21 protein-coding genes are annotated in these 26,921 nt (G+C 40.5%); 7 read left to right on the forward strand and 14 right to left on the reverse strand.

Annotation, left to right across the window (positions count from 1 at the left end; all coding sequences use genetic code 11):
- The 5 genes from ACFI4Z_RS12505 to dnaK all read right to left on the reverse strand — a co-directional run.
- On the reverse strand, positions 1–1,319 hold a 1,319-nt coding region (locus tag ACFI4Z_RS12505), incomplete at its 3' end, for an RHS repeat domain-containing protein (RefSeq protein WP_462670872.1).
- A 109-nt stretch (positions 1,320–1,428) separates the two neighbouring features.
- On the reverse strand, positions 1,429–3,684 hold the full coding sequence (locus tag ACFI4Z_RS12510; protein WP_058559236.1) for an acyl-CoA dehydrogenase: 2,256 nt from the start codon (positions 3,682–3,684) through the stop codon (positions 1,429–1,431).
- Between the two features lie 211 nt (positions 3,685–3,895).
- On the reverse strand, positions 3,896–4,357 hold the full coding sequence (ybaK, locus tag ACFI4Z_RS12515) for a Cys-tRNA(Pro) deacylase (protein WP_462670873.1): 462 nt from the start codon (positions 4,355–4,357) through the stop codon (positions 3,896–3,898).
- 276 nt (positions 4,358–4,633) lie between these two features.
- Positions 4,634–5,776, reverse strand: coding sequence for a molecular chaperone DnaJ (gene dnaJ, locus ACFI4Z_RS12520; RefSeq protein ID WP_462670874.1), 1,143 nt, complete (start codon positions 5,774–5,776; stop codon positions 4,634–4,636).
- A gap of 212 nt (positions 5,777–5,988) precedes the next feature.
- Complete coding sequence (gene dnaK, locus ACFI4Z_RS12525; RefSeq protein WP_462670875.1) at positions 5,989–7,908, reverse strand: molecular chaperone DnaK; 1,920 nt, start codon at positions 7,906–7,908, stop codon at positions 5,989–5,991.
- 243 nt (positions 7,909–8,151) lie between these two features.
- Between dnaK and ACFI4Z_RS12530 the strand changes: the two genes are divergently transcribed.
- Positions 8,152–8,967 (forward strand): acyl-CoA thioesterase, encoded by an 816-nt coding sequence (locus ACFI4Z_RS12530; RefSeq protein WP_462670876.1) that lies wholly within the window; start codon positions 8,152–8,154, stop codon positions 8,965–8,967.
- Here ACFI4Z_RS12530 and ACFI4Z_RS12535 read toward each other — a convergent pair.
- A complete protein-coding gene (locus ACFI4Z_RS12535) occupies positions 8,956–9,732 on the reverse strand; it encodes a substrate-binding periplasmic protein (protein WP_462670877.1) in 777 nt (258 codons plus the stop codon). The two genes, ACFI4Z_RS12530 and ACFI4Z_RS12535, sit on opposite strands and share 12 nt — an antisense overlap.
- Before the next feature lie 157 nt (positions 9,733–9,889).
- Here ACFI4Z_RS12535 and ACFI4Z_RS12540 point away from each other — a divergent pair, with 157 nt between their 5' ends.
- Genes ACFI4Z_RS12540 through ACFI4Z_RS12550 form a run of 3 tightly spaced genes read left to right on the forward strand, consistent with a single transcriptional unit; the run spans position 9,890 to position 13,410 of the window.
- Positions 9,890–11,110, forward strand: a complete 1,221-nt coding sequence (locus tag ACFI4Z_RS12540; protein ID WP_462670984.1) for a PqiA/YebS family transporter subunit — start codon at positions 9,890–9,892, stop codon at positions 11,108–11,110.
- Positions 11,111–11,118: 8 nt separating this feature from the next.
- Positions 11,119–12,774 (forward strand): intermembrane transport protein PqiB, encoded by a 1,656-nt coding sequence (gene pqiB, locus ACFI4Z_RS12545; RefSeq protein WP_462670878.1) that lies wholly within the window; start codon positions 11,119–11,121, stop codon positions 12,772–12,774.
- Positions 12,775–13,410 carry a PqiC family protein gene (locus ACFI4Z_RS12550; RefSeq protein WP_462670879.1) on the forward strand — a complete coding sequence of 212 codons (636 nt, stop codon included), beginning with the start codon at positions 12,775–12,777 and terminating at the stop codon, positions 13,408–13,410.
- On the opposite strand, the gene ACFI4Z_RS12555 is transcribed toward ACFI4Z_RS12550, so the two are convergent.
- The 5 genes from ACFI4Z_RS12555 to ACFI4Z_RS12575 form a co-directional block, all read right to left on the reverse strand.
- The gene (locus ACFI4Z_RS12555) at positions 13,397–13,897 is read right to left on the reverse strand and encodes a GNAT family N-acetyltransferase (RefSeq protein ID WP_462670880.1); all 501 of its coding nucleotides are present in this window, start codon (positions 13,895–13,897) and stop codon (positions 13,397–13,399) included. The genes ACFI4Z_RS12550 and ACFI4Z_RS12555 overlap by 14 nt on opposite strands.
- A gap of 66 nt (positions 13,898–13,963) precedes the next feature.
- The gene (locus ACFI4Z_RS12560) at positions 13,964–14,983 is read right to left on the reverse strand and encodes a zinc-binding dehydrogenase (protein ID WP_462670881.1); all 1,020 of its coding nucleotides are present in this window, start codon (positions 14,981–14,983) and stop codon (positions 13,964–13,966) included.
- Between the two features lie 16 nt (positions 14,984–14,999).
- Positions 15,000–16,376, reverse strand: coding sequence for a TolC family protein (locus ACFI4Z_RS12565; RefSeq protein WP_462670882.1), 1,377 nt, complete (start codon positions 16,374–16,376; stop codon positions 15,000–15,002).
- Positions 16,369–19,524 carry an efflux RND transporter permease subunit gene (locus tag ACFI4Z_RS12570; RefSeq protein WP_462670883.1) on the reverse strand — a complete coding sequence of 1,052 codons (3,156 nt, stop codon included), beginning with the start codon at positions 19,522–19,524 and terminating at the stop codon, positions 16,369–16,371. The genes ACFI4Z_RS12565 and ACFI4Z_RS12570 overlap by 8 nt, the downstream gene beginning before the upstream one ends.
- Before the next feature lie 8 nt (positions 19,525–19,532).
- Complete coding sequence (locus tag ACFI4Z_RS12575) at positions 19,533–20,699, reverse strand: efflux RND transporter periplasmic adaptor subunit (RefSeq protein ID WP_462670884.1); 1,167 nt, start codon at positions 20,697–20,699, stop codon at positions 19,533–19,535.
- 121 nt (positions 20,700–20,820) lie between these two features.
- Between ACFI4Z_RS12575 and ACFI4Z_RS12580 the strand changes: the two genes are divergently transcribed.
- Positions 20,821–21,768 (forward strand): LysR family transcriptional regulator, encoded by a 948-nt coding sequence (locus ACFI4Z_RS12580; RefSeq protein WP_462670885.1) that lies wholly within the window; start codon positions 20,821–20,823, stop codon positions 21,766–21,768.
- Here the strand turns inward: ACFI4Z_RS12580 and ACFI4Z_RS12585 are convergent.
- Positions 21,765–22,808, reverse strand: a complete 1,044-nt coding sequence (locus ACFI4Z_RS12585) for a GGDEF domain-containing protein (RefSeq protein WP_462670886.1) — start codon at positions 22,806–22,808, stop codon at positions 21,765–21,767. The two genes, ACFI4Z_RS12580 and ACFI4Z_RS12585, sit on opposite strands and share 4 nt — an antisense overlap.
- Positions 22,809–22,978: 170 nt before the next feature.
- Positions 22,979–23,842: a DUF6279 family lipoprotein gene (locus tag ACFI4Z_RS12590; protein ID WP_462670887.1), complete on the reverse strand. Its 864-nt coding sequence runs from the start codon at positions 23,840–23,842 to the stop codon at positions 22,979–22,981.
- Positions 23,843–24,048: 206 nt separating this feature from the next.
- Between ACFI4Z_RS12590 and ACFI4Z_RS12595 the strand changes: the two genes are divergently transcribed.
- Positions 24,049–24,201 (forward strand): hypothetical protein, encoded by a 153-nt coding sequence (locus tag ACFI4Z_RS12595; RefSeq protein WP_462670888.1) that lies wholly within the window; start codon positions 24,049–24,051, stop codon positions 24,199–24,201.
- Between the two features lie 136 nt (positions 24,202–24,337).
- Positions 24,338–25,063, forward strand: coding sequence for a tetratricopeptide repeat protein (locus ACFI4Z_RS12600; protein WP_462670889.1), 726 nt, complete (start codon positions 24,338–24,340; stop codon positions 25,061–25,063).
- A gap of 128 nt (positions 25,064–25,191) precedes the next feature.
- On the opposite strand, the gene ACFI4Z_RS12605 is transcribed toward ACFI4Z_RS12600, so the two are convergent.
- Positions 25,192–26,613: a coniferyl aldehyde dehydrogenase gene (locus ACFI4Z_RS12605; RefSeq protein ID WP_462670890.1), complete on the reverse strand. Its 1,422-nt coding sequence runs from the start codon at positions 26,611–26,613 to the stop codon at positions 25,192–25,194.
- Positions 26,614–26,921 lie beyond the last annotated feature (308 nt).

Consider the following 26,921-nt stretch of genomic DNA (forward strand, 5'->3'; position numbering starts at 1 on the left):
CCGTTTTCGAACAGCGCCGAAGCTCTCGGTTCATTAATGCTGCGTTTATACGTATTACTTCGAATTCCTATCGCCGCCAACCCACTTTTAGTATGACCAAACTCATGAGCTATCAAACTACCTAAGGTAGCGCTTTGTACCTCATCCCCCGGTCTCTTGGTGTAAGGTGCCGCTTTCCATGCAGATATGTTGCGAGTGTAATGTAATTCGTTAGGATTACCATTAAACCCGACCCTCCAAGCAACCTGCATATCAGGGTCAGTGGCTGTTGTCACTTCCGTAAAGGTTGCTGTTGCCCCATCTTTAATGAACTGTTGATAAACCTTGTTACCAATATCAGTTGCACCGAACTTAACTAATGCATCTCTTAGTTCATCAGGTAAATCAGTTGCTGCAAGTAATGGTTCGGAGGAATCGTCTGGATTAACTTTTTCAGTAAAGTGATTCACATGATTCGAAATAAAACTTTCAGTTACACTGGTACCAGTACCGCCAGAACCTTTTGAAAGTGTTTGTGGGGCACCAACATTTGCGACATTATAACCTGATTTTGTCAACGTATTGGTGAGTCTATTTTTCACAACAGCTCTTACAGCTCCATTTCCACCAGAAATAGACACTGTAGCCTCTCCATTTTGTGTCGAATCAGTAGAAACAGCTACAGTCCTCTTAATCCGACTACCAATCATACTAACCCTAACTGTCTCGTCAAACTCTTCGATTTCGTATCCAGTTGGATCTGTACCGCTTAACGGATTATTCATAATGTACGAATAAGGATTAATCCCTTGGCTATTACCAACCCTTTGAATGATAGGGTCTACAGAGAGGAAGCGCCCAAGGTTATAATCATACACCCGACCGTTCATATGGATCAGCTCTACATTATCTAAATGTTCGTGATCGGTAAAGCCTCTTCGTGTTTTAGCATCCTCTAAGTCATCAAGTTTTGAATTGCCATACGGCTTTAACCCGCCACTGGCTAGCCGTGGTTTACCAAATGGGTCAAAATTACGCTGTGCTGTGACATAACCGTTGTGGTCGGTAAATACCCTGGCACTGCCTAGGCGGTCGCGGTGGGTATAGCGGATGGTTGCGCCTTCATGGGTGGTTTGGCTTATTACGGCGATGTCGTCTATGTAGGCACGCCAGGTAGTGTTTGTGCCGTCGGTTTCCTCTTCATACAGTTTGTCACTGTAATAGGTGGTGACGTTGGCATTCACTTGTGTAAACCGCATGTGCTGTGGGCCATAGGTAAAGTTAAGTGTTTTACCGTCTTTTTTGATTTGTGCGGGTTTATCCATGCGTTTAAATAGCACGAGTAATTTCAATACCACAAACAAAAAAGCCCATACAATTTTGTGTGGGCTTTTGAATATAAAAGCGCCCGAACTGCTGGGCGCTTACATTGTTGAATTAAATCAAATGTTACTGATTAACAACGCTTTTCAGTGGGTTTACTGGCTTTGCATTTTCATCTAACAAGTTTAAGTCAAAATCAAACTCATCAACACGAATTGCGCGTTCACGCTTTTTGTTGTAATCAATTAATTTTGCATATTCATCTTCTGTGATGATGTTAGCCACAAGCGCATTATCAAGTGTTAACGCAAAACGAATACCTGGTTTAATTGTTTTGCTGCGTAACGCTTTTTTAACTTTTGCAAGTAAGTCTAAACACGCCATTTTAGCTTGGTATGCTTGCTCATTAATATGATGACCGTCGCCTTCAACTGGCTTAACTAGATGCGTGATTTGCTTTTTAAACGCTGTATCTAGCTGTGCTTGCTTAGAAAGTTCACGGATTAAGTCATCACTGATCTTTGGCATTTTAGTTGAGTAGTTCATGGTAATGAAACGCATAAACTTACGTGTACCACTTGCTGGGAAGTTATCTAAAAACTTGTGCAATGCTTCTTCAGCGCTTTGTAAAGCAAAACGAGTTGCATAGTGGAAGTAAGGCGCTGCTTGCTCACGCTCACTGCTTGCTACTTTTTGCTCGTAGTACTTAATTGATGCCATTGCAGCGTATAAAAAGCTCATCACGTCACCTAAGCGTGCAGAAAGCATTTCAGCTTGCTTAAGTTTACCGCCAAGCACTAGTAACGAGAAGTCAGCATATACAGCAAGTTTTGCTGATAACTTTTGTGCTGCTTTTTCGTATTCGCGCACTTCTGGCAATTTAGACTCAGCACCCGCGGTAAATGGTAAAACACCTAAACGGAATGCACGTAAGCTGTTACCGACACTGTAGCCAACTGTTTTACGTAATATGCTGTTGAATTCTTTGTCTGCGTTTTTATCTTCACTGTGGATAGATTCAACCATAGATTGTAAATATGGGTGACAACGCATAACACCTTGACCAAAAATCATTAGGTTACGAGTTAAAATATTTGCACCTTCTACCGTGATAGCAATAGGCTGTGCCACATAGCCACTGGCTAATGTATTTTGCGGGCCATTTTGAATCGCTTTACCTGCTTGGATATCCATTGCTGAATCAAGTACATCGCGACCAATTTCTGTCATGTGGTATTTTGCAATCGCTGTAACAACAGATGGTTTTAAACCCATGCCTAAGCCTTCAGTTGTCAGCACTCGCATCGCTTCTTGTAGGTATGTTTTACCTGCAATGTCTGCTAGTTTTTCTTGAATACCTTCAAACTGACCAATGGCTAAGCCAAATTGCTCACGCACTGCTGCATACTCAGATGCACCTTTAAATGCAACTTGTGACGAACTTACACCTAATGCCGGTAATGAAATACCACGGCCAGCGCCTAAGCAGCTAACCAGCATCTGCCAACCGCGGCCGATGTTCTTTTGACCACCAATAATAAAGTCCATTGGTACAAATACTTTGTTACCACGGGTAGTACCGTTGTAAAAGCGAATACCCATAGGATCGTGGCGATTACCAAGCTCAACACCTGGGTGCTCTTTTGGAATAAGCGCACAGGTAATGCCTAGGTTTTCTTTGCCGCCAAGTAGACCATCAGGGTCAACTACTTTAAAGGCTAAACCTAATACCGTTGCGATCGGTGCAAGCGTGATGTAACGTTTGTCCCATGTAATTTCAAGGCCTAATACTTCTTCACCTTTATACATGCCTTTAGTCACTGTGCCTAAATCAGGAATACCGCCTGCATCAGAACCCGCTTCTGGGCTAGTCAATGCAAAACAGGGGATATCACGGCCATTTGCTAAGCGTGGTAAGTAATGAGCTTGTTGCTCTTTTGTACCAAAATGAAGGAGTAACTCACCCGGACCTAATGAGTTAGGTACCATAACCGTTACCGCCACCGCAGAGCTTTTAGTCGCAATGGTTCCTACGATAGTTGAGTTAGCATAAGGGCTAAACTCTAAACCGCCGAACGACTTAGGGATGATAAGTGAAAAGAAACGTTCTTTTTTAAGAAAATCGAGAATGTAATCAGGTAAATGAATACCATTTTGAATCTCTGTATCATCAATCATACCCATTAGTTCTTGTAACGGGCCATCTATAAAGGCTTGCTCGTCTGCACTTAATGTTGCAGCTGGCACAGCGCGCAAGGCGCTAAAATCAGGCTTACCTTGGTAGATAGAGCCCTCTAACCAAACATCACCCGCATCAAGCGCTTCTTGTTCAGTAATAGAAATACTAGGTAACACTTTTTTTAATTTTGTACGTAAACTCATGATTAACTCATCCGACCAGATAATTTATAGTACTATTACGTCATAAAAATCGCTTTAGATCAATTGCTCTAACCAATTTTTTAACACTTTTTTCAATTTATTTATTTTTGGTATGCTTAAGTTATTGAATAAAAACGGCTTACACGTGTAAGCTGAATTGAAATTTTTTTGGTTTTTTGTGCAAAAAACCGCAAACCCATCATCTTATTTATCAGAAGCATGCAAACGTTGCCTGTGTAAGTTTTTTTAAATCGAAAGGACAAAGCGCTATCTCAAGGCCGCGCTTACCTGCACTCACATAAATGGTGTTAAATTTTTCAGCGCTTTGATGAATGTACGTATCAAGGCGTTTTTTTTGTCCAAGCGGGCTGACTCCCCCTAAAATATAGCCCGTACTGGCAGCCACTTTATTTGGCTCTGCCATCGCTACTTTTTTAACCCCACATGTTTTAGCCAGTTGCTTTAAATTTACCTGCTGCGATACCGGCGTAATTGCCACAACGAGTTTGTTATTACTCGTTTCTAACACTAACGTTTTAAATACTTGTTCTGCATTTAATGTAAGTTTTTCAACCGCTTCAAGTCCAAATTGTGTTGCTGTTGCATCATGTTCATAGCTTAATACAGTAAAGTTAATGTGCTTTTGCTCTAAGAGTATAATTGCCGGTGTCATTGTTATTTTTCCTTAAATCTGTACGTTAACCGTACTGCAGATAATTACATACTTTGTGGAATGTTTGGACAATAACAGAGTTGGTTTTAATTTTCCTTGGTTGTTAAATGTACTAAATCAACAAAATTATAAATAAAATCTGGTTTAAGTTTTATGCTAAGGAGGTTAGCGCTTAGGTGCGGGAAGTGCTGCTGTACAGTTGAATACACGCGCTACTTTTTTCAGTTCATACTAAAATGGCGCCATACGGCGCCATTTTTAAATCACTTACGATTATTACTTAGTTAAATCATCAAAGAATTTTTTCACGCCTTCAAAAAAACCTTTTTCTTTAGGGCGATTTTTTGAACCGTCTTTACCCATGCTTAACTCAAGCTCTTCAAGTAATTCACGTTGACGTTCATTTAAGTTAACCGGTGTTTCGATAACCACTTTGCAAAGTAAGTCACCTACAGCACCACTGCGCACTGATTTAACACCTTTGCCACGCATACGGAACATCTTACCCGTTTGGCTCTCAGCAGGTATTTTAAGCTTAGCGCGACCATCTAGCGTAGGTACTTCAATCTCACCGCCTAGGGCTGCTGTGGTGTAGCCAATTGGTACTTCACAGTAGAGGTTGTTGCCATCACGCACGAAGATTGGGTGTTCACGTACCGATACTTGAACATATAAATCACCAGCAGGTGCTCCATGAGCGCCCGCTTCACCTTCGCCAGATAAACGAATACGGTCGCCAGTATCAACACCGGCTGGTATTTTAACTGATAAGGTTTTAGTTTTCTCTACACGGCCTTGACCATGACAGCTGTTACAGGGATCAGAAATAATCTGGCCTGTGCCCTGACACGTAGGACACGATTGTTGAACAGCAAAGAAACCTTGGCGCATTTGTACTTGGCCTGCACCATGACACGTTGTACACGTTTTTGGCTTAGAGCCAGGTTTTGCACCGCTGCCGTCACATGGTGAACAGCTCACCCATGTAGGCACTTTAATTTCAACTTCTTTACCACGAACCGCTTCTTCTAAGCTTAAGTCCATGTTGTAACGTAAATCGGCACCACGTTGTTGACGAGATTGACGACGTCCACCGCCACCTCCGCCAAAGATATCACCGAAAACATCACCAAAAATATCACCAAAGTCACCTTGGCCGCCACCAAAACCTCCGTGACCACCGCCACCACCTTGTTCGAAGGCCGCATGACCATATTGATCATACATTTGGCGCTTTTGATCATCTGTTAAGACTTCATAAGCTTCTTTAACTTCTTTAAACTTGGTTTCCAGTTCTTTATCACCGGCGGTACGATCTGGATGATATTTCATCGCTAAGCGTTTATACGCTTTTTTAATGTCTCTTTCGCTAGCATCTTTTGCCACACCAAGGACTTCATAATAATCGCGTTTTGACATATCTATCACACTACTCTTTTGCTACTGCAGCTTGGCTGCGGATAAACCGATAAATCATATCGATTTACCATTAATTTTTAAGCTATTTTACATGCTCTTTTTACATGCAAAAGGCGCGTTAAGCTTTAGCCTACGCGCCTCATTTGTTCATCCTAACTTAAACACCCCATTTAGTCATGGTGTTTTAGGTTAGTGAGAAGCGTTAGTGACAATTACTTGTCGTCTTTTACTTCTTCGAACTCTGCATCTACAACGTCGTCATCTTGTTTAGCTGATTGTTGTGGTTGCTCACCAGCGTCGCCGCCAGCTTGTTGTGCTTTAGCTTGTGCAATTTCCATTAATTTTTGTGATTTTTCAGCAAGAGCTTGAGTTTTTGCTTCAATCTCTTCTTTGTTGTCACTCTTAATTGCTGCTTCTAGGTCAACAACAGCCGCTTCAATTGCTTCTTTGTCTTCACTAGGTAGTGCATCGCCAGCTTCTTCGATTTGCTTACGCGTGCCGTGAACCATTGCATCAGCTTGGTTACGAGTCGCTACAAGCTCTTCGAACTTTTTATCTTCTTCAGCGTTAGCTTCTGCATCACGAACCATTTTTTCAACTTCTTCATCACTTAGACCTGAAGACGCTTGAATCGTGATTTTTTGCTCTTTGCCTGTATCTTTATCTTTAGCTGATACATGTAAGATACCATCCGCATCTACGTCGAAGGTAACTTCGATTTGTGGTGTACCACGTTGTGCAGGACGAATACCTTCTAGGTTAAATTGACCTAGAGATTTATTGTCGCTTGCACGTTTACGCTCACCTTGTAGTACGTGGATAGTAACCGCTGCTTGATTGTCTTCAGCTGTTGAGAAAGTTTGCGATTTCTTAGTAGGAATCGTTGTATTTTTCTCAATTAGCGCAGTCATTACAGAACCCATTGTCTCGATACCTAGAGACAGTGGTGAAACGTCTAGTAATAGTACGTCTTTAACGTCACCAGCAAGAACACCACCTTGAATCGCCGCGCCTACTGCTACAGCTTCATCAGGGTTAACGTCTTTACGTGGGTCTTTACCAAAGAACTCAGCCACTGTTTTTTGTACTAACGGCATACGTGTTTGACCACCAACAAGGATAATATCGTTGATGTCGCTTACAGATAAATCTGCATCAGCAAGTGCACGTTTAAGCGGTTCAATTGACTTAGTTACTAAGTCTTCAACTAATGATTCAAGCTTAGCGCGTGTCAATTTCACGTTCATGTGCTTAGGACCTGAAGCATCAGCAGTTACATACGGAAGGTTTACTTCAGTAGATTGTGCCGATGAAAGCTCAATTTTTGCTTTTTCTGCTGCTTCTTTAACACGTTGCATTGCAAGTGGATCAGTTTTTAAGTCAACACCTTGGTCTTTCTTGAATTCAGCAACTAGGTAATTGATTACGCGGTTATCGAAATCTTCACCACCTAAGTGAGTGTCACCGTTAGTCGCAAGTACTTCAAACGTGTGCTCGCCTTCAACTTCGTCAATCTCGATGATTGATAAATCGAAAGTACCGCCACCTAAGTCGTAAACGGCTACAATGTTTTCGCCTTTGTTTTTATCCATACCGTATGCAAGTGCAGCGGCTGTAGGCTCATTGATGATACGTTTAACTTCTAGACCCGCAATGCGGCCAGCATCTTTAGTTGCTTGACGTTGTGAATCGTTAAAGTATGCAGGTACTGTGATAACGGCTTCAGTTACTTCTTCACCTAAGAAGTCTTCAGCTGTTTTCTTCATTTTTTTCAGTACTTCTGCTGAAATTTGTGGTGCCGCACGCTTTTCACCGCCCGCTTCAACCCATGCATCGCCATTATCAGCTTTGATAATTTGAAATGGCATGATGCCGATATCGCGTTGCACTTCTTCGTCTTCAAAACGACGACCGATTAAACGCTTAATCGCAAATAAAGTGTTAGTAGGATTTGTCACTGCTTGACGCTTTGCAGATTGACCAACTAATGTCTCACCATCTTGCGTATATGCAATGATGGATGGTGTTGTACGATCGCCTTCCGCATTTTCAATTACGCGTGCTTTATCGCCATCTAGTACTGCAACACAAGAGTTAGTAGTACCTAAATCGATTCCAATAATTTTACCCATGAATCATCTCCAACTTCAAAATTCGTTAATACGTTCGATGACTAGTAAATAGGGATGCCCCAAACTGAATTCAACTGTAAAAATGAAAAAAAAGTGTTTTTTTGCAATTTATTTTGCAAATAACCTTATAACAAGTGTGGATTGGTGATTTTTAGACCATTTGACCACGCTTTCACAAGTGGTCTGATCAGTTTTTGTATGATATAAATTAAGCAAATAACACATTATTCCAAAGGAACGGCTATGCACTTTGATGATTTACTACAAGCTGCAACACAAATCGGTAAGATGTCAGCACTTGAACAAAAAACAGCAACCATGCAATTTCCTGCTAACTGGTGCCAAGGTAGAACCGCATTTGGCGGGTTATCTGCATCACTACTTTATCAAGCCATGCGCCAACAGATTGAGCCATCGCGACGTTTACTATCAATAAGTACAAATTTTGTAGGACCATTAATAGCCGACACCGGCTTTTCACTGCACGTTGAAATATTACGAGAAGGTAAAAATAGTACGCAAGTTTTAGCCAAAGCCGTACAAAATGATCAAGTAAGTGTAATTGTGCAGGCTTGCTTTGCTAAAGCGCGTAACTCCGGTGTTCATGTGCCCGTTTCGAAAGAAATGACATTAAAACCTGTGGATCCTCGCTATACGCTTCCTTTTAAATCTGGTGCCATGCCTGAGTTTTTCCAACATGTTGATTTATGTCCGCAACAAGGTGGTATGCCGTTTGTTGGGGCTGATACATCACACTTAGGTGGTTGGATGAAACTAAAACACACCCCAGCACAATTAAACGAAGCGCACGTTATTGCGCTCACCGATGCTTGGCCACCCACTTTATTGCAGATGTTTAACCAACCGGCTCCTGCAAGTAGTATGTCTTGGTATTTAGAATTTGTACAAGAACCCCAATTAGCGGCAAATGAATGGTTAGGGTTTGAAGCAATTACTCATCACTGTAAAGATGGATATGGACTTGAAGATGGTGCTATTTGGTCACAATCAGGGGAACTTATTGCGCTAACACGACAAACGGTTGCTTTATTTGATTAGGCCATCGTAAGAGGCCTTTGCATAATTAGTACCATCGAAGGTCATAATCGCATTATATTCACCACTTTTTTTGATATGGGCTAAGCCCATATCAAACAGCTCTTGTAAGGGTTTATCATTGAAGTACGCGGGGCGCGCAGCTTCACTAAATATAGGGTGAATTGTTATCTCTTTTGTGTCGTTCTCTTGCTGATATTGCTGTAAGTAATACAAAAACACTCGCTTTTCGAGTACCACTACATCGACCCACTCTTTCATTAAGTGATCAACCTGAGCCGCCTGATTGACGACTTCTTCATAGTAATTTAACTTTGTTGTTACCTTTTTATATGGATGAGGTAAGAACGCTGTGGCGTTTTGAAAGGCCAATACACTTTTACCTTTTAGAGCATACACAGAGGTTATCTTGAAATTATTTTTAGTCAGGCTAACGGCCACATTTTGATAGGATAAAAGACTTTGGCTTGGGTAAATTCCCTCGATTCGAGAGCCTGCGTAATTCACTGCAACATCTATTTCAGCCTGCTCTAAAGAATGTTCTACGCGTTTATTCGACATGTAAATAATATTCAGATCAGTAATGCCTTGGCTTTTAAAAGCTGCTTTAATTAACTCTAACTGTAAACCCGAGTTATTTTTACTAAATACATATGGGGGTAATGAAGGGCTTACGCCAATATTGATACGGTTAGTTGATTTTTGCTCTGTGAGAGCATGTAAGCTTACGCTAAATAAAATTAAGCAAAAACAAAGTAGTTTAATCACAAATTAACCCTTGAGGCATAATTTACGCCCAAATGCGTGTATGTATGACTCCATTCATTGTTATCTTATGATAGTGTATTTAAAACAATCATCCAATTGTAATTCACATTTATTTGATGCAAACTTTAATTCGTATGTACTTTATTTGGCTATCGCATTGCAAACAGCATGTCCTAACTGTGACCTAATTATTGAGCTTCCTCAAATAGCGGCAAAGCAAATAGCTGTGTGCCCGCATTGCCACACGAAATTATCTACTGCAAATACAAATAACGACTCCCTTATTGTGGCACTAAGTATCAGTGCGTTAATCATGCTTTTAAGCAGTATGTTTTATCCTTTTATTTCATTTAGCAGCAGCGGTATTACGCAAACAATCACGCTACCCGATGCAGCAAAAATTTTATTTAATTATGACAGTGAATTACTCGGTATCTTTATTGATGTGAGCATTATTGGCTTGCCCATGGCGTTACTTGCCTTACTGATTCCATTACATTTAGGAGCTTTAAAAGTACTGCCTTTTACTATTGCAAAGCGGTTACTTAAGTTCACATTGGCATTAGAACCGTGGATCATGTGTGAAATTTTTCTGATTGGTGTGCTTGTCAGTATGGTTAAGATTATGTCGATGGCAGACATTAGTTTTGGGATTAGCTTTTGGGCTTATATCTGCTTCGTCATTTTGTATATTGCAGCACTTACGCACTTAAACCGTCAACGTCTATGGGAACAAGTCCGCCCACTCGCTAATATTAGTGAAGCAAACAATGGCGACAGAGGCATCGATAAAAATATTAGAGCATGTCATGTGTGTCACCAATTATCCGAACATGAATATTGTCCCCGCTGCCACAGTAAAGCTCATGTTCGAAACCCTAACAGTATTCAAAAAGCACTCGCGTGGTTATTAACTTCCGTTGCCTGTTATATACCTGCAAATATGTTTCCTATTATGTATACCACTAGCTTGGGTGATCAAACGCCTTCTACACTTATTGGTGGTGTTATTGTGTTATGGCAAGCAGGTTCGTACCCCATCGCTATAATTATATTTTTGGCTAGTGTGGTTGTGCCACTAGCAAAAGCACTCATCTTAATTTTTTTATGTATTATCGTTAAATACCCAGCAAGCAGTCAGTCAATACGGTATACCAAAGTATATCAATTAACTGAATTTATTGGTAAATGGTCTATGATTGATGTATTTGTTGTCGCAATTCTAGTAGCCTTGGTTCAGTTAGGTAATTTAATGTCTGTGAGCCCAGGCCTAGGGACTGTATTTTTTACTGCTATGGTGCTCAGCCAAATGATGGCAGCCCACGCATTCGATCCTCGTCTGCTTTGGGATTCGCCAAATACCGTTACACGTAATTAGAGATAGTCATGAATGAAACAGCCAACGTAAAACAAGAGCCTCGCATTTCTGCTATTTGGATTATTCCTATAATAGCCCTATTTGTTGGTGCATGGATGTTATATCAATATCAGGCAAACAAAGGAGCGACTATATATATTACCATGGCACAAGCTGAAGGAATTATTGCCGGTAAAACTGAAATTAAAGTTCGTAGCGTAAAGATAGGCCAAATAGACCACATCCGATTATCTGATGATAAAAACAGCGTTATTGCGCGAGCGCAAATAGATAAACACTACGATAGTTTACTTACCGATGATGCCAATATTTGGGTGGTAAAGCCACGGATTGATGAAACTGGTATCAGTGGCATGAGTACATTACTTTCAGGTGTATATTTAGAATTTGCACCGGGTGAAAGTAAACTAATGAAAGAACATTTTATATTACAAGACGAGCCCGCATTAATTGGTAAAGATGTTAAAGGTGGTCGGTTTGTTTTACAAAGCTATAATGCCGAAGTAATGGATGTAAGTACCAGCATTTATTATAAAAACTATAAAATTGGCCAAGTTGAAACCGCCACTTTTGATTGGAAAAATCAAGCGATGAAGTACGGCATCTTCATCAATGAGCCATATCAAAACTTAATAACCCTTAATTCAATTTTTTGGGTCAACGCGGGGGTAGAAATTGATTTATCAGCTGATGGTATTAACGTTAATACGGGCTCTTTAAGTAAACTACTTAAAGGCGGGATATCTGTTGGCTTACCTGAACAACAAGCCCCTGGTGATTTAGCCAATGATGGTCATGCATTTTCATTAAGTAAAAGTTATAAGCATGCCCTTGAAGAACGTTTTTATGATTTTGATTACTACCTAATTGAATTTGAGCAATCTATACGTGGCTTAAGGCCTGGCGCCCCAGTTGAATACCGGGGTATGCGTGTCGGAACAGTCGTAGAAGCACCAGCCAATGTGATGATTGATGGTGTGCCTGCCCATTTTAGAACTGATAATACAGCCGTACCTGCTCTTATTAAAATTGAATATGGCCGCATATATCATAACAGCAACCAAGCTCGCGATTTTTGGCGAGGCAACGTCGAAGGATGGATTAAAAATGGTTTACGCGCCTCGCTTAAACCAGGGAACCTGCTCACTGGTGCCGTGTATGTTGATTTTGATATATATAACGATGCTGATGACGCTGAACTAACAACTGTGTCTCAATATCAAGTGTTTCCGAGTGTTTCTAGTGGGATCACGGTATTGGCTGATCAAGTTTCAGATGTACTGAATAAGGTGAATAACCTAAAAATTGAAGACAGTTTAGCCCAAATGCAATCTACATTTACTGATTATCAGGCGCTTGCCAATGAAATGCGTGACTTGCTTAATCAACAAGATACACAAAATTTACCCGGCGATATTAACCGCAACTTTGCTGAAATGACCAAAAGCATGCAACAATTTGATGTCACAATGAAACAGTTTGAAAAAACCATGGCCAGCTATCAGCAAGGGTCGCAATTTCACCATCAATTACAACAAACGCTTTCTGAATTTAAACGCTTAAGTGAAGAGTTACAACCTTTAACACGCGGCCTAAATGAGCAGCCAAACATGTTCATTTTTGATAAATCATTACCAGCAGATCCAACACCGAGGAAACAATAAATGCGTATCTTCAGTTTAATTAACACGCTACTCGTTACCTGCATGCTAGGAATCGCTGGCTGTAGTCAGTCATTAAATGCTCCTGTGAAGTATTTTCAGTTTAATCAGAAAATAACTCCTTCAGCGCGCACGAGTGAGAACACCGATTTACAGTTACGTATATTAACCGTCAACCTACGTGGTGCTTTAAATAATCGCGGTATTGCACTAGAGGTAGATAATAACCAAGTCACATCGGCAAATTATCATTTATGGAGCGAAGCGCCAGATATTATGCTAACAGCAAGTGCGCATCAAACACTGTTTACCCAATTAGATACATGGATGGTCGTCAAAGGATTACCTGTAATTACCGACACCCACCAACAAACTTTTTATGAGATTGAATATGAAATTCACCACTTTAATGGTGACAATGCTGGCAATGCTGATATTTCTGGCCTGTGGCGGCTTTACCACACAACATTTGAGAATGGGCGCACATTAAAGGAAATTCACTACTTTAGTGAATTAACCCCGTTGATAGATGATGATTATAAAGGACTTGTTGAAACACTTGAAAAAACATGGTCGGCAGTCAACCTAAGCGTTGCAGAGCAATTAAAAGCAATGCAAATTGAAGTTACAACGCCTTAATGTAAAGGCAAATAGGCTGCTTGTCATGACTTGCTATTATATCTGTCATGCGGGAGAAATTTAACTTTTTAAGTATTTTTTGTGATGCGATATTATCTTCAGAGGTAATTGCTGAAATTGTTTGAAAGCGATTCTGAACATTTTGAATCAATTGTTCACATGCCTCCGTTGCATAGCCTTTACCTGTATACTTTGATAAAAAGGCATAACCAATATCAGGGACATTCAAATAGTCTCTTTTAAACAACCCAACCATACCAATAGGGGTAGAGTCTTTGAGCGTTACTATATAAGGACCAAAGCCATTTATTTGATGTGAATTAATAAATGCATTTTGAATATAATCCTTTGCCTGCTCAGATGTATAAATGCCTTTGTCTGCAATGTTTTCATAAAAACTGGGTTGATTCAGTAAAGTTAAGATAAAATAACTATCACTCAATTGCCCTGAACGCATTATTAGCCGTTGCGATTTAATATTATCCATAACATCCTTTAAACAAAAACCTCCAGACAGTGAGGCTTAATTACATTCTCAGATAATGTATTTAATTTAGCTCACCTGCACCACTTGCTTTCCGGTAAAACCACCTTGTAATTGTCTATTTAGCGAGGCAGATACATTCGAAGAATTAAACTCAACAGGAATAATACAAGGAATGGTCAGTGTATTATTTGCCAAACTTTCTAGTAGCAAATTGCCCATAAAGCTCATTCTTTGCTGCGCACATAAGCTATTTGCAAGCCAAGCACCGCCGAGTGAAACAATACCGATATTCGGAGCTCGGCGAAACATCAGCTCTTGCTCAAATGCTGGTAGAGGGTTTAAACAAGCAATACGTCCACAAAAACGCATTAACTCAACGTTTCGAATGGTCGTTTCTCCCCCAATTGAATCTAGGACAGCATCAAAACCTTGCGGCCCTAGCTCTCGACGAATTTTATCTACTAACTTTTTATCGTGATAATCAAATGCAACATCAGCTCCGAGCTGCTTAACAAGCTTATGATTGCGCTTACTAGCTGTCGTAAAAACTGTTGCACCACGTTGTTTTGCAAACTGAATTGCAAACTGCCCCACTGCACCTGCACCCGCTTCAATTAATATTGAATCACCTTCGCTTAATTGCAGTTTGTCCAGTGCAACTAATGCTGACATCCCAGCACAGGGGAGTGTCGCCGCATGACTTGATTTAACCGAGTCGGGGATCACTGAAACTGCAAAGTTGGGGACTTTTACGTATTGGGATAACACGCCTTGCTCACCCAAATTACCATGGAACATTACCCGGTTCCCCACTCCTGGGAAAACACCTTTATCCGCTTTAACTACCACACCAACGGCATCCAAACCCAAAGTATGAGGGTAATTCCATTTACAAAAACCCGTTTTAGCGAACTGTGCATCCGTGGGATTTAACCCCACATACTCCACTTTAATTAACAAATCATTCCCTGATACATCGGGCACAGGTATTTCACGTTCAGAAAGTAAAATCTGCTCGTTAGGCTCCTCGAGCACAATTGCACGCATAAGCCTTGGAATTGTTGATAAAATATCAGTATGTGGCATTAAAGACTCTATTTAACTAATTAACTAACGCGTAGCCCCACCGCCCATTGAATACTTGGTAAGTATCTACTTTGGCAAGTAATGACGAAATGGTTGAATCTACTGCATTCTCTTGCGCTATTAAAACATCCTGCCGCGCATCTAACAACTCTAAGTAGGGAATTTGCCCTTCTTGATACATAGCTTGTGCTTGTAAAAATGCATTATTGGCATACTTAAAACGCTCGTTTGCATACTTAGTTTGTTCGCCCTGTTTGACTAAACGCTGTAACGATAGTTCACTTTCGCTCATCGCATTTAATACAACTTGCTGATATTGACTGTACGCGGCTTGTGTTAAATAGTCTTGTGCATCACGCTGGGCAAGCAAAGCTGGGTAACTCAGTAATGACCACTGGATTTTTGGCGCTAACTGCCATTGTTGTTGAGTATCAGATAACTGATTATTACCTAAGCTAATTACTCCAGCAAAAGCACTCAAGCTAATATCTGGCAGTAAAGCTTTACTTGCAGCCACACTCAGTGAGCTTGCTTGGCTAAACTCAAAAAGCGCTCGACTGATATCGGGCCTAAGTGCAACCGCTTTGCTTGGGCTGGTTAAACTCACCTTAAAATTGCGGCTGAGTATATCCCTTTCATCCTGCAATTTTATATCACTAGCGAGCTGCCCAGTTAATAAAGCCAACATTGACAAGTCACTAAACTGAGCAAATTCAATCTCAGGCAACAAAGCTTGCTGTTGCTTTAGCTGAGCCAACGTCCGATTTAAATCAAGTTCGCTTGCAACCCCCTCTTCAACACGTGCTTTTAGTACATCAATACTTTGTAAGAGCGCCTCTATTTGCAAGTTGATTATTTGCTTTTTTTGTAAGCTACCTTGGTAGCTTACAAACCCTTTTACCACTGAGGATAGTGTTTCAATTTGCAATGCCCTTACTTGCTCAGCTTGGCTCATTGCACCGGCATTCGCAGCGTCAACCAGTGCAGTGACTTTACCAAACAAGTCTATCTGCCAATCTAAATTAACACCTGATTGCGATTGCCGTGATTGACTATTACCAATGCTAGTGCGCGTCGCACTCGCACCAATATTACCTTGTGGTAAGTACTGGGCACGTTCAGCACCTAAGCGCGCTAAAGCACTTTGCAATTGAAACTGTTGGGTCTTTAAATCAAAATTATTACTGCGCGCTTTGGCAACCAGATCATTGAGTTGCTGTGAGCCCAATTTTTGCCACCAATTAAGCTCATCAGTGCCCTGTAATTGCTGTGCAATCTGCGTTTTCTCAACAAATGATTGCAAATCGGATTGGTACTGTTGCTCATCAATTTTGCTCGCACAGCCAGTTAATAAACTAGCAATAACCACAGCGGCTAATCGTAAATTATTCATTAATTTGCTCCTGTGATGGGGCTTTAGGTGACTTGGTTACTAAAATATAAAATACAGGTGTAAACAATAAGCCAAAGACTGTCACACCTATCATGCCTGAAAACACCGCGTTCCCCATTGCATGGCGCATTTCAGCGCCTGCACCTGTGGCTAGTACAAGCGGAATAACACCTGCAGTAAATGCTATTGATGTCATTAATATGGGGCGCAAACGCATACGGCATGCCTCTAAAATGGCATCAAAATGACTCATGTTCTGCTTGGTTTTATCTCGCGCAAATTCAACCATCAAAATGGCATTTTTTGATGCAAGTGCCACTAAAACAATTAAGGCAATTTGTGTAAAAATATTATTATCGTCGCCCACTAGCCACACTCCCATTAGTGCAGAGAATATAGTCATGGGTACAATTAAAATAATAGCTAGAGGTAGCCTTAAACTTTCATACGTCGCAGCCAATACCATGAACACAAGTAAAACCACCAGTGGGAAAACATAAACCATCGTGTTACCCGCTAGAATTTGCTGGAATGTCACTTCAGTCCATTCATACTCAATCCCAGTAGGCAGGGTATCAGCTAAAATTGCCTCTATTGCATATTGCGCTTGGTCAGAGCTAAAACCTGGCGCAGGGCTGCCATTGAGTTCAGCACTTGGGTATCCGTTGTAATGCATAACTCGGTCTGGTCCAATGGTTGGTGTAGCTGTCAGTACTGAACCAAGTGGCACCATGTTCCCCTGATTATTACGTACTTTAAGGTTCAATATCTGCTCTGGATCGAGCCTATATTGAGCATCTGCTTGCGCATTAACTTGGTAAGTACGACCAAACATATTAAAGTCATTTACATACATTGAACCTAAGTATATTTGCAGCGCATTAAAAACTTCATCTAGTGGAATACCCTGTATTAGAGCTTGCTCACGGTCAATATCAATATCCATTTGCGGCACTTGAATGCGAAAACTGGAATACATCCCCATCAACGCCGGATCTTGTTGTGCTTTTGTAATTACCGCTTGAAGACTATTAAACAAAGCTTCAAAGCCTTTATTTGCGCGGTCTTCTATTTGTAATTTAAAGCCACCCGTAGTACCCAACCCTTGAATTGGCGGAGGTGGAAATACAGCAACAAATGCTTCATCAATAGCTGAAAAACGCTGGTTTAGTTGTGCAGCAATTGCCATGGCTGATAACTGTGGCTCTGCTCGCTCACTAAATGCATCTAAAGGAGTAAACACTATCGCGCTATTAGGGCTATTTGTGAATCCATTTACTGACAATCCCGGAAACGCAACCGTGTTTGCAACGCCCGGCACTTGCAATGCAATTTCTTGCATTTGCTTTACAACATCTTGTGTACGCTCAAGGCTCGCTGCATCAGGTAATTGCGCAATGGCAACCAAATATTGTTTATCCTGAGCAGGGATGAAACCACCTGGCACAGCATCAAACAACTTAATTGTGCCGCCAACTAATGCAATATAAACAACCAGTACGATAACACTCATACGCATTAACTTTTGCACCAGCTTTTGATAAACTTTTGCGCCACGGTCAAATAGACGATTAAACGGATTAAACAACCAGCGGCCAAATAAGCGATTTAGCAAACGTGTTAATGCATCTGGTTTTGCGTCATGGCTTTTTAGTAATAAAGCAGATAACGCAGGTGAAAGTGTTAATGAGTTAAATGCTGATATTACAGTTGAAATGGTGATCGTTAATGCAAATTGTTTATAAAATTGGCCCGATAAACCACTAATAAATGCAGTAGGAATAAATACGGCACATAACACTAAAGCAATCGCAATTATTGGCCCGGTTACTTCGGTCATCGCCACACGGGTTGCTTCTAAAGGTGATAAACCTTGGCCTATATTTCGCTCAACATTTTCAACCACTACAATCGCGTCATCAACCACAATACCAATGGCCAACACCAAACCAAATAACGATAATGTATTGATTGAAACACCTAACCATTGCATAACCGCAAACGTACCAATCAACGAAACGGGGACCGCAATCAATGGAATAATAGATGCTCGCCAAGTTTGTAAAAACAACACAACCACAATAACAACCAATGCAATTGCTTCAAGTAAAGTCGCTATAACAGCATCAATTGAACCACGCACGAATACTGTCGGATCATAAACTATGTCATACTCAACGCCCTCAGGAAACGCTTCAGATAGCCGTGCCATAGTTTCACGTACTTGATCAGAAAGCTCAATCGCATTTGAACCCGGTCGTTGAAAAATAGGCATCGCCAGTGCTGGTTGATTATCAAGTTCAGCGCGTAATGAGTAGGTGTTTTGTCCCAAGTCCACTCGCGCAACATCACTAAGGCGAGTTAATTGCCCTTGTTCACCCACTTTTATAATAACTTGCTCAAACTCTTCAACACTGTTTAAACGCCCTTTAACATTCAACAATACTTGAAACTGACTGTCTGTTGAGGCAGGTTGAGCACCTAAACTCCCCGCTGCAACCTGTTGGTTTTGAGCACGAAGAGCCGTAACAACATCCATTGCAGTCAAACCGCGTGCAGACAATGCATCAGGGTTTAGCCAAACTCTCATTGAGTACTGACCACCACCAAATAATTGCACATCACCCACACCCGCTAATCGTGCGATCTGGTCTTTAATATACAAATCAGCATAGTTTGATAGGTAGGCTGTATCGTGTGTTTTCTGTGGTGAATATAAATGAACAACCATGGTCAAATCAGGCGATGATTTTTCTGCAACCACACCCAAGCGTTGAACTTCTTCAGGTAGGCGAGGTAACGCACTATTTACACGATTTTGCACTTGTACTTGTGCTCTATCAAGATCGGTACCAAGCGCAAATGTGACTGTTAACGTCATTCGGCCATCACTGGTCGCTTGTGAAAACATGTACAACATATTTTCAGTACCATTTATCTCTTGCTCTAATGGTGTTGCTACAGTTTGAGCTATAACCGTTGGATTGGCACCTGGATAGTTAGCAGTAACAACCACTGTAGGCGGCACAACTTCAGGGTATTCGCTCACAGGGAGCTGAAACAAAGAAATACCACCAGCAATAAGAATTATTAATGACAGCATTGCTGCAAAAATAGGTCGCTGGATAAAAAAGTGTGAAAATTTCATAATCTGCCCTACTTCCTAGCCATTAAATTATGAGAAGACGGCTGTAAAGTAAATGCAATACCAGAGGTATCTAATGCCACATTATTTGGTGCAACAGGCATACCCGGACCAACTCTAGCAGGGCCATTTACGGCAATGACATCAGACTCAGATAAACCTGAAGTAACAACTCTAAAACGCCCATATCGCTCACCCACAGTGACTAGCTTGTACTGTAAAACATTGTTTTGGCCAACGGTTAATACAAAACGGTTTTTCAGATCAGTGCCAATAGCACGATCAGGCACAATAATGTGCTCTTGCACGGCATTCGCAGCAAGTTTAATCCTTGCAAATGAGCCCGCTCTTAATTCATTTTTTGACTGTTCAAACCGCGCTCTTACACGCAATGTACCTGTTGCTACATTAATTTGATTATCGATAAAGTCGATATAGCCTGCATGGTCAAATGTTGCTTCACCTACTTTTTGCATCACAACCGCTTGTTTATCTGAACGGGTAACATCGCTGAATGAACGATTCCATGTACGCTCATCTACATCAAAATACGCATACATTGTTTTATTAGAAACAATCGAAGTTAGAACCGATTGACCAGCTTGAACATTATTGCCTTTTGTAATGTTAGCGCGTGAAACAATGCCCTCTATCGGTGAGCGAATTTTAGTAAAAGCCAAGTCAAGTTCAGCAGCTGTTAATTGCGCTTCATAGGCAGCTAATTGCGCTTTGCGTTGATGCAAGGTTGAAGTGCGTGATTCAGCTTGTTCGGTTGAAATTGCTTTGCGCTGGGTTAGTCGCTCAGCTCTTTTGGCCTCACTGCTTGCTTGTTCCAATGCAGCTTTTGCACTGGTAACTTGCGCTTTTAAGCTTGCAACAATAGCTGCGTAAGGACGTGCATCCAGCTCGAATAACAAGTCGCCTTTTTTAACTACATCACCTTCTTCAAAAGCAATATTTTCAATAACACCCGAAACACGAGGCATTAAAGAAACCTCTTCGGGCGCCTCTAAACGAGTTGTGTAGGTATGCCAACTTTGTACAGGCTTTGTGATTACTGTTGCCACATCTATAGGTTGTAGCTGCTGTTGGGTATTTTTTTGTGCAGGTTCTTCTGCACACCCGCTTAAGGTTAGTAATACCGCTACAGTTGCGGTAGCTATTAAGTGCTTGTTCATATCGACGCTTCTCCATTTTATCTATATTTAAATGGTACGTAACAAATATGCGGACAAAAACCATAGATTTTCAAATTCATTAATGCCAATATGGCACCAATTATTATTGAGTGGATATATCATGGACACAACGAGCCGTTTATTGATGTTATTAGAAGTCGTCGAAAGAGGGTCATTTGCTAAAGCAGCCGAAACACGCAATATCGATAGGTCTGTTATTTCTAAGCAAATTAGTCGTTTAGAGGATGATTTAGGTGTTCGGTTACTCAATAGAACAACACGATCTTTTTCACTAACGGCTGCTGGTGCAGAAATGATAAAAAAAGCAGCAGAGTTAAGAGAGCTACTAGGTGAAACAGTTCGCCTTGCTGAAAATTACCATCAAGAGCCACGCGGAGTGCTAAAAATAACCTCTTCTACAATTATCGGCAGGCGCTACTTACAACCTGTAATCAACGACTTTCAAAAGCGCTTTCCGCAAGTAGAAATTGAATTGAGATTAGATGACAAATTAGTTGATCTAGTTTCTGAAGGATTTGATTTGGCTTTTCGTGTTGGCGAGCCTAAAGACTCTTCGCTCATTGCCCGTAAAATTGCACGCAATAGACTATTACTATTAGCGTCACCTGAATTTATAGATACTTACGGAATGCCTAAAAGTATTGAAGATTTAGCCGATTTACCGGCTGCTAGCTACTCTAGCACTTCACTAAGAGTAGAAGGCGTTCGCTATATTGACCAAAATGGTGATGCTCAAGAACAAAAAATAAAAAGTGTGTTTAGAGCAAACGATGCTGAAGTTTTACTAGAAAAAACGCTATCTGGTACAACTTATGTTTTAGCGCCCGCTTTTATAATCGATAACGAAGTCACATCAGGACGATTAGTACCCTTATTAACAGATCTACACCTTACTGAATACAGTGCGATGTACGCTGTTTATCCGCACCGAGATTTACCGGTTAGAACACGCCTTTTCTTTGATGCAATAAGAGAACATTTAGGCAAAGACACACCGATTTGGGAAAAGAACATACCAAATTTTGACAGTATGTATCGCAGTCGTTAGGAGGTCTTCTTTAGATAACTCAGCATAACAACATCCTCTGGTGGCATAACAACCTGGTTTCGGCCGTTTCGCTTTGCCTCATACAGCCTGTCATCTGCCGCTTTTATGGTGTATTTTAATGTTTCACCTGATTTATATTGCGCAACACCTACACTAACCGTCAGTGCAATTGTTTGATCATCAATCAAAAATTGATGTTCCTCAATACTGCTGCGGATCATTTGCGCACTGTGTTTTGCTTCATCAAAAGAGCAGCCATATATAAAAATTGCAAACTCTTCGCCACCTATCCTAAAAACATGAGCATCAGGTAACTTATCACGTAAGATTTGAGTAACGGCAACCAATACTTTGTCACCTACCGCATGACCATAAATATCATTAACCCGTTTAAAGAAGTCTAAGTCCATAACAAGGGTATACAAACCGAGCTTATTAACAAGCTCAGTCTCGAAAATATGGTTCATGGCTAGGCGGTTTCCAGTGCCAGTTAGTGGGTCAAGCAGTGCCAAATTTTGCAATTGTTTGTATGAGTTTTCTCGGCTGCTTTCAAATACATGAGCCAATACCCAAATAAGTACATAAGCCAGAGTGAGGTTCAAGGCTAAATTCAATACGGCAAATGGAAAAATATCGAGTTTATAAAATAATACCATACCTTCCAGCACTAAAGAGAGGCATGATAATGAAGCCCCCCAACGAACTCCCATTAACAAATAATAGGCAACTGGGAGCACTAACATCCAGACAAATAATGCGTTGTTCATTGCGGACAAATAAGTGCCAAAGACAACCAGTAAAGCTAGAAATAAACAAATACTTAGAGATTGCCAGAGCCTAACCTGTTTACTGGAAATAGTGATGTATATATAGAAGCAATAGAGTGCGAACACACCTTCTAGCAAACCAAGTACTAAAAAGTTGTTGATAAACACATTAAAATAGGTGAATGCTGCCGCAACAAAACTTAAACAGAAACACATCCATTTTAGTATCTTACTGCGTAAGACATGTGTACTGTTAAGTGCTGCAATAGTCATCTAAATACTTAATTTTAAATTTATAACATCAAGTTTAAACACTCTTTGTTATAACTCAAGCAAAATGGTCAATCTATTATTTAAAGCTGGCGCATGGACCTAGCAGCTATAAACACTTACCTCGAAAATAACCAAACCAATAAATTAAACATAGTACGTTAATCGACTGTTTAGTCTGCAATTAAGTCATCGATTTCTTCAATCATATCTTTAAATTTATCCTTGGCATGCTTAATTTGTTTAGGACTAAGTGTATGGCGTAATTCAACTAATAGCTTCGCATACAAAGCTTGGTTTTTCTCAGTTGCAGCAATAAACTCTGGACTCATAAACGCTTCACGTTGAGTAATAATATGCAGCAAGTTTTGGCTAAATTCAGCCGAATTTGTTGAAGGGGTATCAAAAACTGCAACCAAGGCATCTAACCGAGTGTTTTTGTATTTTTGCCATTGTACAAATCGTGGCTCATAGCCGTCATTAGCATTCGAAATAAGAGTAAGCTGCTGTTGCGAAAGCTTTCCTAACCACTCTTTGTAAGTGTCGGTTTGTTTCTCTAATCGTTCTTCACTTCGCTCTGTATCGGTTTGCTTTTCATATTCTTCCAATTCTTCATTTATGTCATCTCGAATCTTAGCAATGAATTGCATCTTTTGCTTTTTATCAAGGGATTTGGCGACGTCTATTAACGGTTGGGCAATTTTGTCGACCAAGGTCTGCCAATGCTCCCTTGAATTATTAAAGTGTTCGATGAGCGCCTGCTCAGATGGTGAATCACTGAGTATGTTTTGCAAATGAATTAGATCAGCTTTATAAAGTGGTAACTGACTTGTTCTATGCCAATCGCGCGTATCTTTGATCAATAATTTGACCGTCTGCGACTGTTGCTTATTTAAATCTACATAATCATCAATCCAGAAGCCTGAAAGCCAGCCAATATTATTGTAGGTAAAACTTGCAGAGCATCCGCTGACAAACACAATGAGCATAACCAACAGCCCATTTCTTAAACTTAACTTTTTATTGTTTTTGTACATGTAAGTAAAATCCCTTGTTATTCTACCAATAAATAAATTGGCTTTATTTATACTGTAGCTAAATTAATTACGATCACATTATTTGATAATAGTTCTCATTTAAGTGTTGACGAACCCCCACCTGTAAGTAATAATCATTTTCATCAACACAGAGTGACCAATTTATTTAAGTACCGACCTCAGTGCCTAAGGATAGAATACCCAGCATGGATGCTGGCCCCAATAAACTGTGTGTTGATGAAGAGCGTGCCGCTTCAGTGAGAGACTTTACTCGACCTAAAGTATTTCATTTTCAGATCACGTTTACTTGCTACATTGCTCATATCGGTGACGGTAGATATGAATCAAAAAGCCCCTAAGGGGCTTTTTTTATTTCTTTAATTTATCCCTTAATATCTGTATCTTACCCTCAATATTACGATTTTTAATTATAAGTTGGGTTTTTTGCAGCTTAGAACTAAAATTATACAGTTACAACTTATTGGAGGTTTTGTCATGTGGCAACCGAAATTAAAAGTATTGTTAATGATTGGTGCATTGAGCGTGTCTTGTTTTAGCCATGCAGGCCTTGAAGAAGGTATTAAAGCCGCAAATGAAGGGCAATTTGAAGAGGCCTTAAAAGAATTTAATTACCTTGCTGATAAAGGGTTCGCACCTGGTATTTATGAACTGGGGCAATTATACGAAAATGGCCACGGTGTAACACGCAATTACCGTAAAGCTGCTGATTTGTACCAGCAAGCAGTTAAAAAGAGCCACGTTGATTCTATGTTTGCCCTCGCTGTACTTTATGATGAAGGTAAAGGTGTTAAGCTTGATAAGCAAATGGCCGTGTCATTATTTAAGCAAGCCGCAGAAAAAAACTTGCCAGCAGCACAATTTAACCTCGGGGTAATGTACTCAAATGGCGATGGCGTCAAACTTGACTACAAAGAAGCACTAAAATGGTATGAAAAAGCGGCAGGAAACAACTACTCCTTAGCCCAGTTCAATATTGCACTTATGTATTATGAAGGTTTAGGTGTTGAAAAGAATATAGAAAAATCATATATCTGGAATTCAGTTGCCGAATTTAACGGAAACTTAAACGCAAGCCACAGCCGTAAGCTAGATGAAAGAAAAATGCTGCCTGCACAAATAACTGAAGCTAAAGAAAAAGCGAATGAACTTTACGAGCGAATTCAAGCAGGACTATATGCTGGAGAAGGTCGCATCTATTGACAGAAATTTGCACTCATATAGCAATTGCCCGATAAAACCATGTAAGAACAGATTTTTATCGGGCAACTTGAATATTCTTTATAAATATTTGGTAAGGCCGTGTGATTCAAATAGCGACCCAATATTTGTTAGTTACGCAAATACATCCACTTAAGCAGTTTAATAAGAAAAGAGTTTTGAGATAACACTAAGTTTAATCGTGGATTAAATTGACCACTCAATAGTTTACTTCTTTGGTGACTAAAAGTAATAAACCCTTCTCTACCATGATAGTTACCCATACCAGACTCTCCTAAACCACCAAATGGTATATCTTCCGCGGTTACTTGCATAAGCGTATCATTTACTGCAAACGTGCCACTTTGCGTTTGCAACTCTATGGATTCGTTAACAGCCTTATCATAACCCATCACATACAATGCCAGCGGTTGGGGATGGTTATTAATATACGTTAAAGCGTCCGTTAAATTGTCATAACCCATGATAGGTAATACTGGCCCAAATATCTCTTCTTGCATTATCAACATATCATCATTTACATGTGTCACTATGTGCAATCCCATGCGATGCTTCTGTTGATCGGTCATATTATCATCAATAGGCTCTATTACTTGTGCGCCTTTGCTTTTTGCATCCTCAAGTAAATTATTTAATCGCTCGTAATGTGCAGTATTTACCACTGATGTTAAATTTTTTCCCTCTACACCCAATCCATAATATTTTTTATACAAAGAGCATAAGCTTTGAGTTAGTTGATGTTTTAACTCGTTAGGTACTAAAACATAATCTGGCGCGACACAAATCTGTCCAGCATTAGACATTTTACCAAACAAAATAGCCTTTGCGGATTTAGTAATATCTGTACCAGGAGTTACTACCACTGGCGACTTTCCACCAAGCTCTAAGGTCACAGGGGTCAAATTTTTGCTTGCAGCGGCCATTACATGGCGCCCAACATTGGTAGAGCCAGTAAAAAACAAATGCGCGAATGGCAGAGCTGAAAACTGCTGGCTTACCTGCGTCTCGCCCTCAATTACTGTGCAATGCTCACTTAATTCGTCGCTAAAAAGTCGCTTTAAAACTTGATTAGTATGAGGTGTAAACTCACTCAACTTCAGTAACACACGGTTACCCGCAGTTAGCGCCGTTGCTACTGGTACGAGTGCAAGCTGAATTGGGTAATTCCACGGAGAAATAACACCCACGACTCCTTTTGGCTGATAACTTACCGAGACTTTAGAAGGTGCTAACGAAACACCTGCACGACGTGGCGTATCTTTCGCCCATTTAGGGAGATGCTTAATATTATAAGTAATGGCTTTTACTGTCGGTAAGATATCGCCTAAGACAGTGTCAAAACCTGTTCTGTAGCCAAAATCTTTTGAAATAGCAGCAACTATCTCACCTTCACCCGCAATAAGTTTGCTTTTAAGTATTTTTAAAAGATTAATACGATCTTTTATAGCGGGATATGGAGCACTGTCAAAGCGTGTTTGCATGAGGTTGAAAGCAGACGTTAAGTCAGCAGAAATACTAGCACTGTCAGTCAAAAGAAAATCCGTTCATTAAAATTACCAGAAAAATACTATAACTGTGTTTATACTGAGGAGCAATAAAGAGTGCTTATACTAGGGCGTGTTGACCTTTGTGGATTGAAATTTGTTCAATCTAGGGGCGATTTAATCGCGGCGCGAGGTTTGTAACCTAGCGGGCTAAGTAAAAACCGAGCAAAGCTACCGCGTCCTGCTCACGCCCCTTACCTACATCCATGTAGGCAACAAAGAGTAAATCGCTCCTAGGCAGCGCATGTTTGGCATTTATACTGCGTTATCGCCTATTTATGGGGAACAACCACACT

Source organism: Pseudoalteromonas sp. RWi3, assembly GCF_054960735.1.

Coding starts and splice junctions, on each gene's coding strand:
- dnaK (WP_462670875.1), bottom strand. CDS start 7,908: ATGGGTAAAATTATTGGAATCGATTTAGGTACTACTAACTCTTGTGTT.
- pqiB (WP_462670878.1), top strand. CDS start 11,119: ATGAATGAAACAGCCAACGTAAAACAAGAGCCTCGCATTTCTGCTATT.
- ACFI4Z_RS12555 (WP_462670880.1), bottom strand. CDS start 13,897: ATGGATAATATTAAATCGCAACGGCTAATAATGCGTTCAGGGCAATTG.
- ACFI4Z_RS12585 (WP_462670886.1), bottom strand. CDS start 22,808: ATGACTATTGCAGCACTTAACAGTACACATGTCTTACGCAGTAAGATA.
- ACFI4Z_RS12590 (WP_462670887.1), bottom strand. CDS start 23,842: ATGTACAAAAACAATAAAAAGTTAAGTTTAAGAAATGGGCTGTTGGTT.
- ACFI4Z_RS12530 (WP_462670876.1), top strand. CDS start 8,152: ATGCACTTTGATGATTTACTACAAGCTGCAACACAAATCGGTAAGATG.
- ACFI4Z_RS12510 (WP_058559236.1), bottom strand. CDS start 3,684: ATGAGTTTACGTACAAAATTAAAAAAAGTGTTACCTAGTATTTCTATT.
- ACFI4Z_RS12580 (WP_462670885.1), top strand. CDS start 20,821: ATGGACACAACGAGCCGTTTATTGATGTTATTAGAAGTCGTCGAAAGA.
- ACFI4Z_RS12600 (WP_462670889.1), top strand. CDS start 24,338: ATGTGGCAACCGAAATTAAAAGTATTGTTAATGATTGGTGCATTGAGC.
- dnaJ (WP_462670874.1), bottom strand. CDS start 5,776: ATGTCAAAACGCGATTATTATGAAGTCCTTGGTGTGGCAAAAGATGCT.
- ybaK (WP_462670873.1), bottom strand. CDS start 4,357: ATGACACCGGCAATTATACTCTTAGAGCAAAAGCACATTAACTTTACT.
- ACFI4Z_RS12550 (WP_462670879.1), top strand. CDS start 12,775: ATGCGTATCTTCAGTTTAATTAACACGCTACTCGTTACCTGCATGCTA.
- ACFI4Z_RS12560 (WP_462670881.1), bottom strand. CDS start 14,983: ATGCCACATACTGATATTTTATCAACAATTCCAAGGCTTATGCGTGCA.
- ACFI4Z_RS12595 (WP_462670888.1), top strand. CDS start 24,049: ATGGATGCTGGCCCCAATAAACTGTGTGTTGATGAAGAGCGTGCCGCT.
- ACFI4Z_RS12570 (WP_462670883.1), bottom strand. CDS start 19,524: ATGAAATTTTCACACTTTTTTATCCAGCGACCTATTTTTGCAGCAATG.
- ACFI4Z_RS12565 (WP_462670882.1), bottom strand. CDS start 16,376: ATGAATAATTTACGATTAGCCGCTGTGGTTATTGCTAGTTTATTAACT.
- ACFI4Z_RS12575 (WP_462670884.1), bottom strand. CDS start 20,699: ATGAACAAGCACTTAATAGCTACCGCAACTGTAGCGGTATTACTAACC.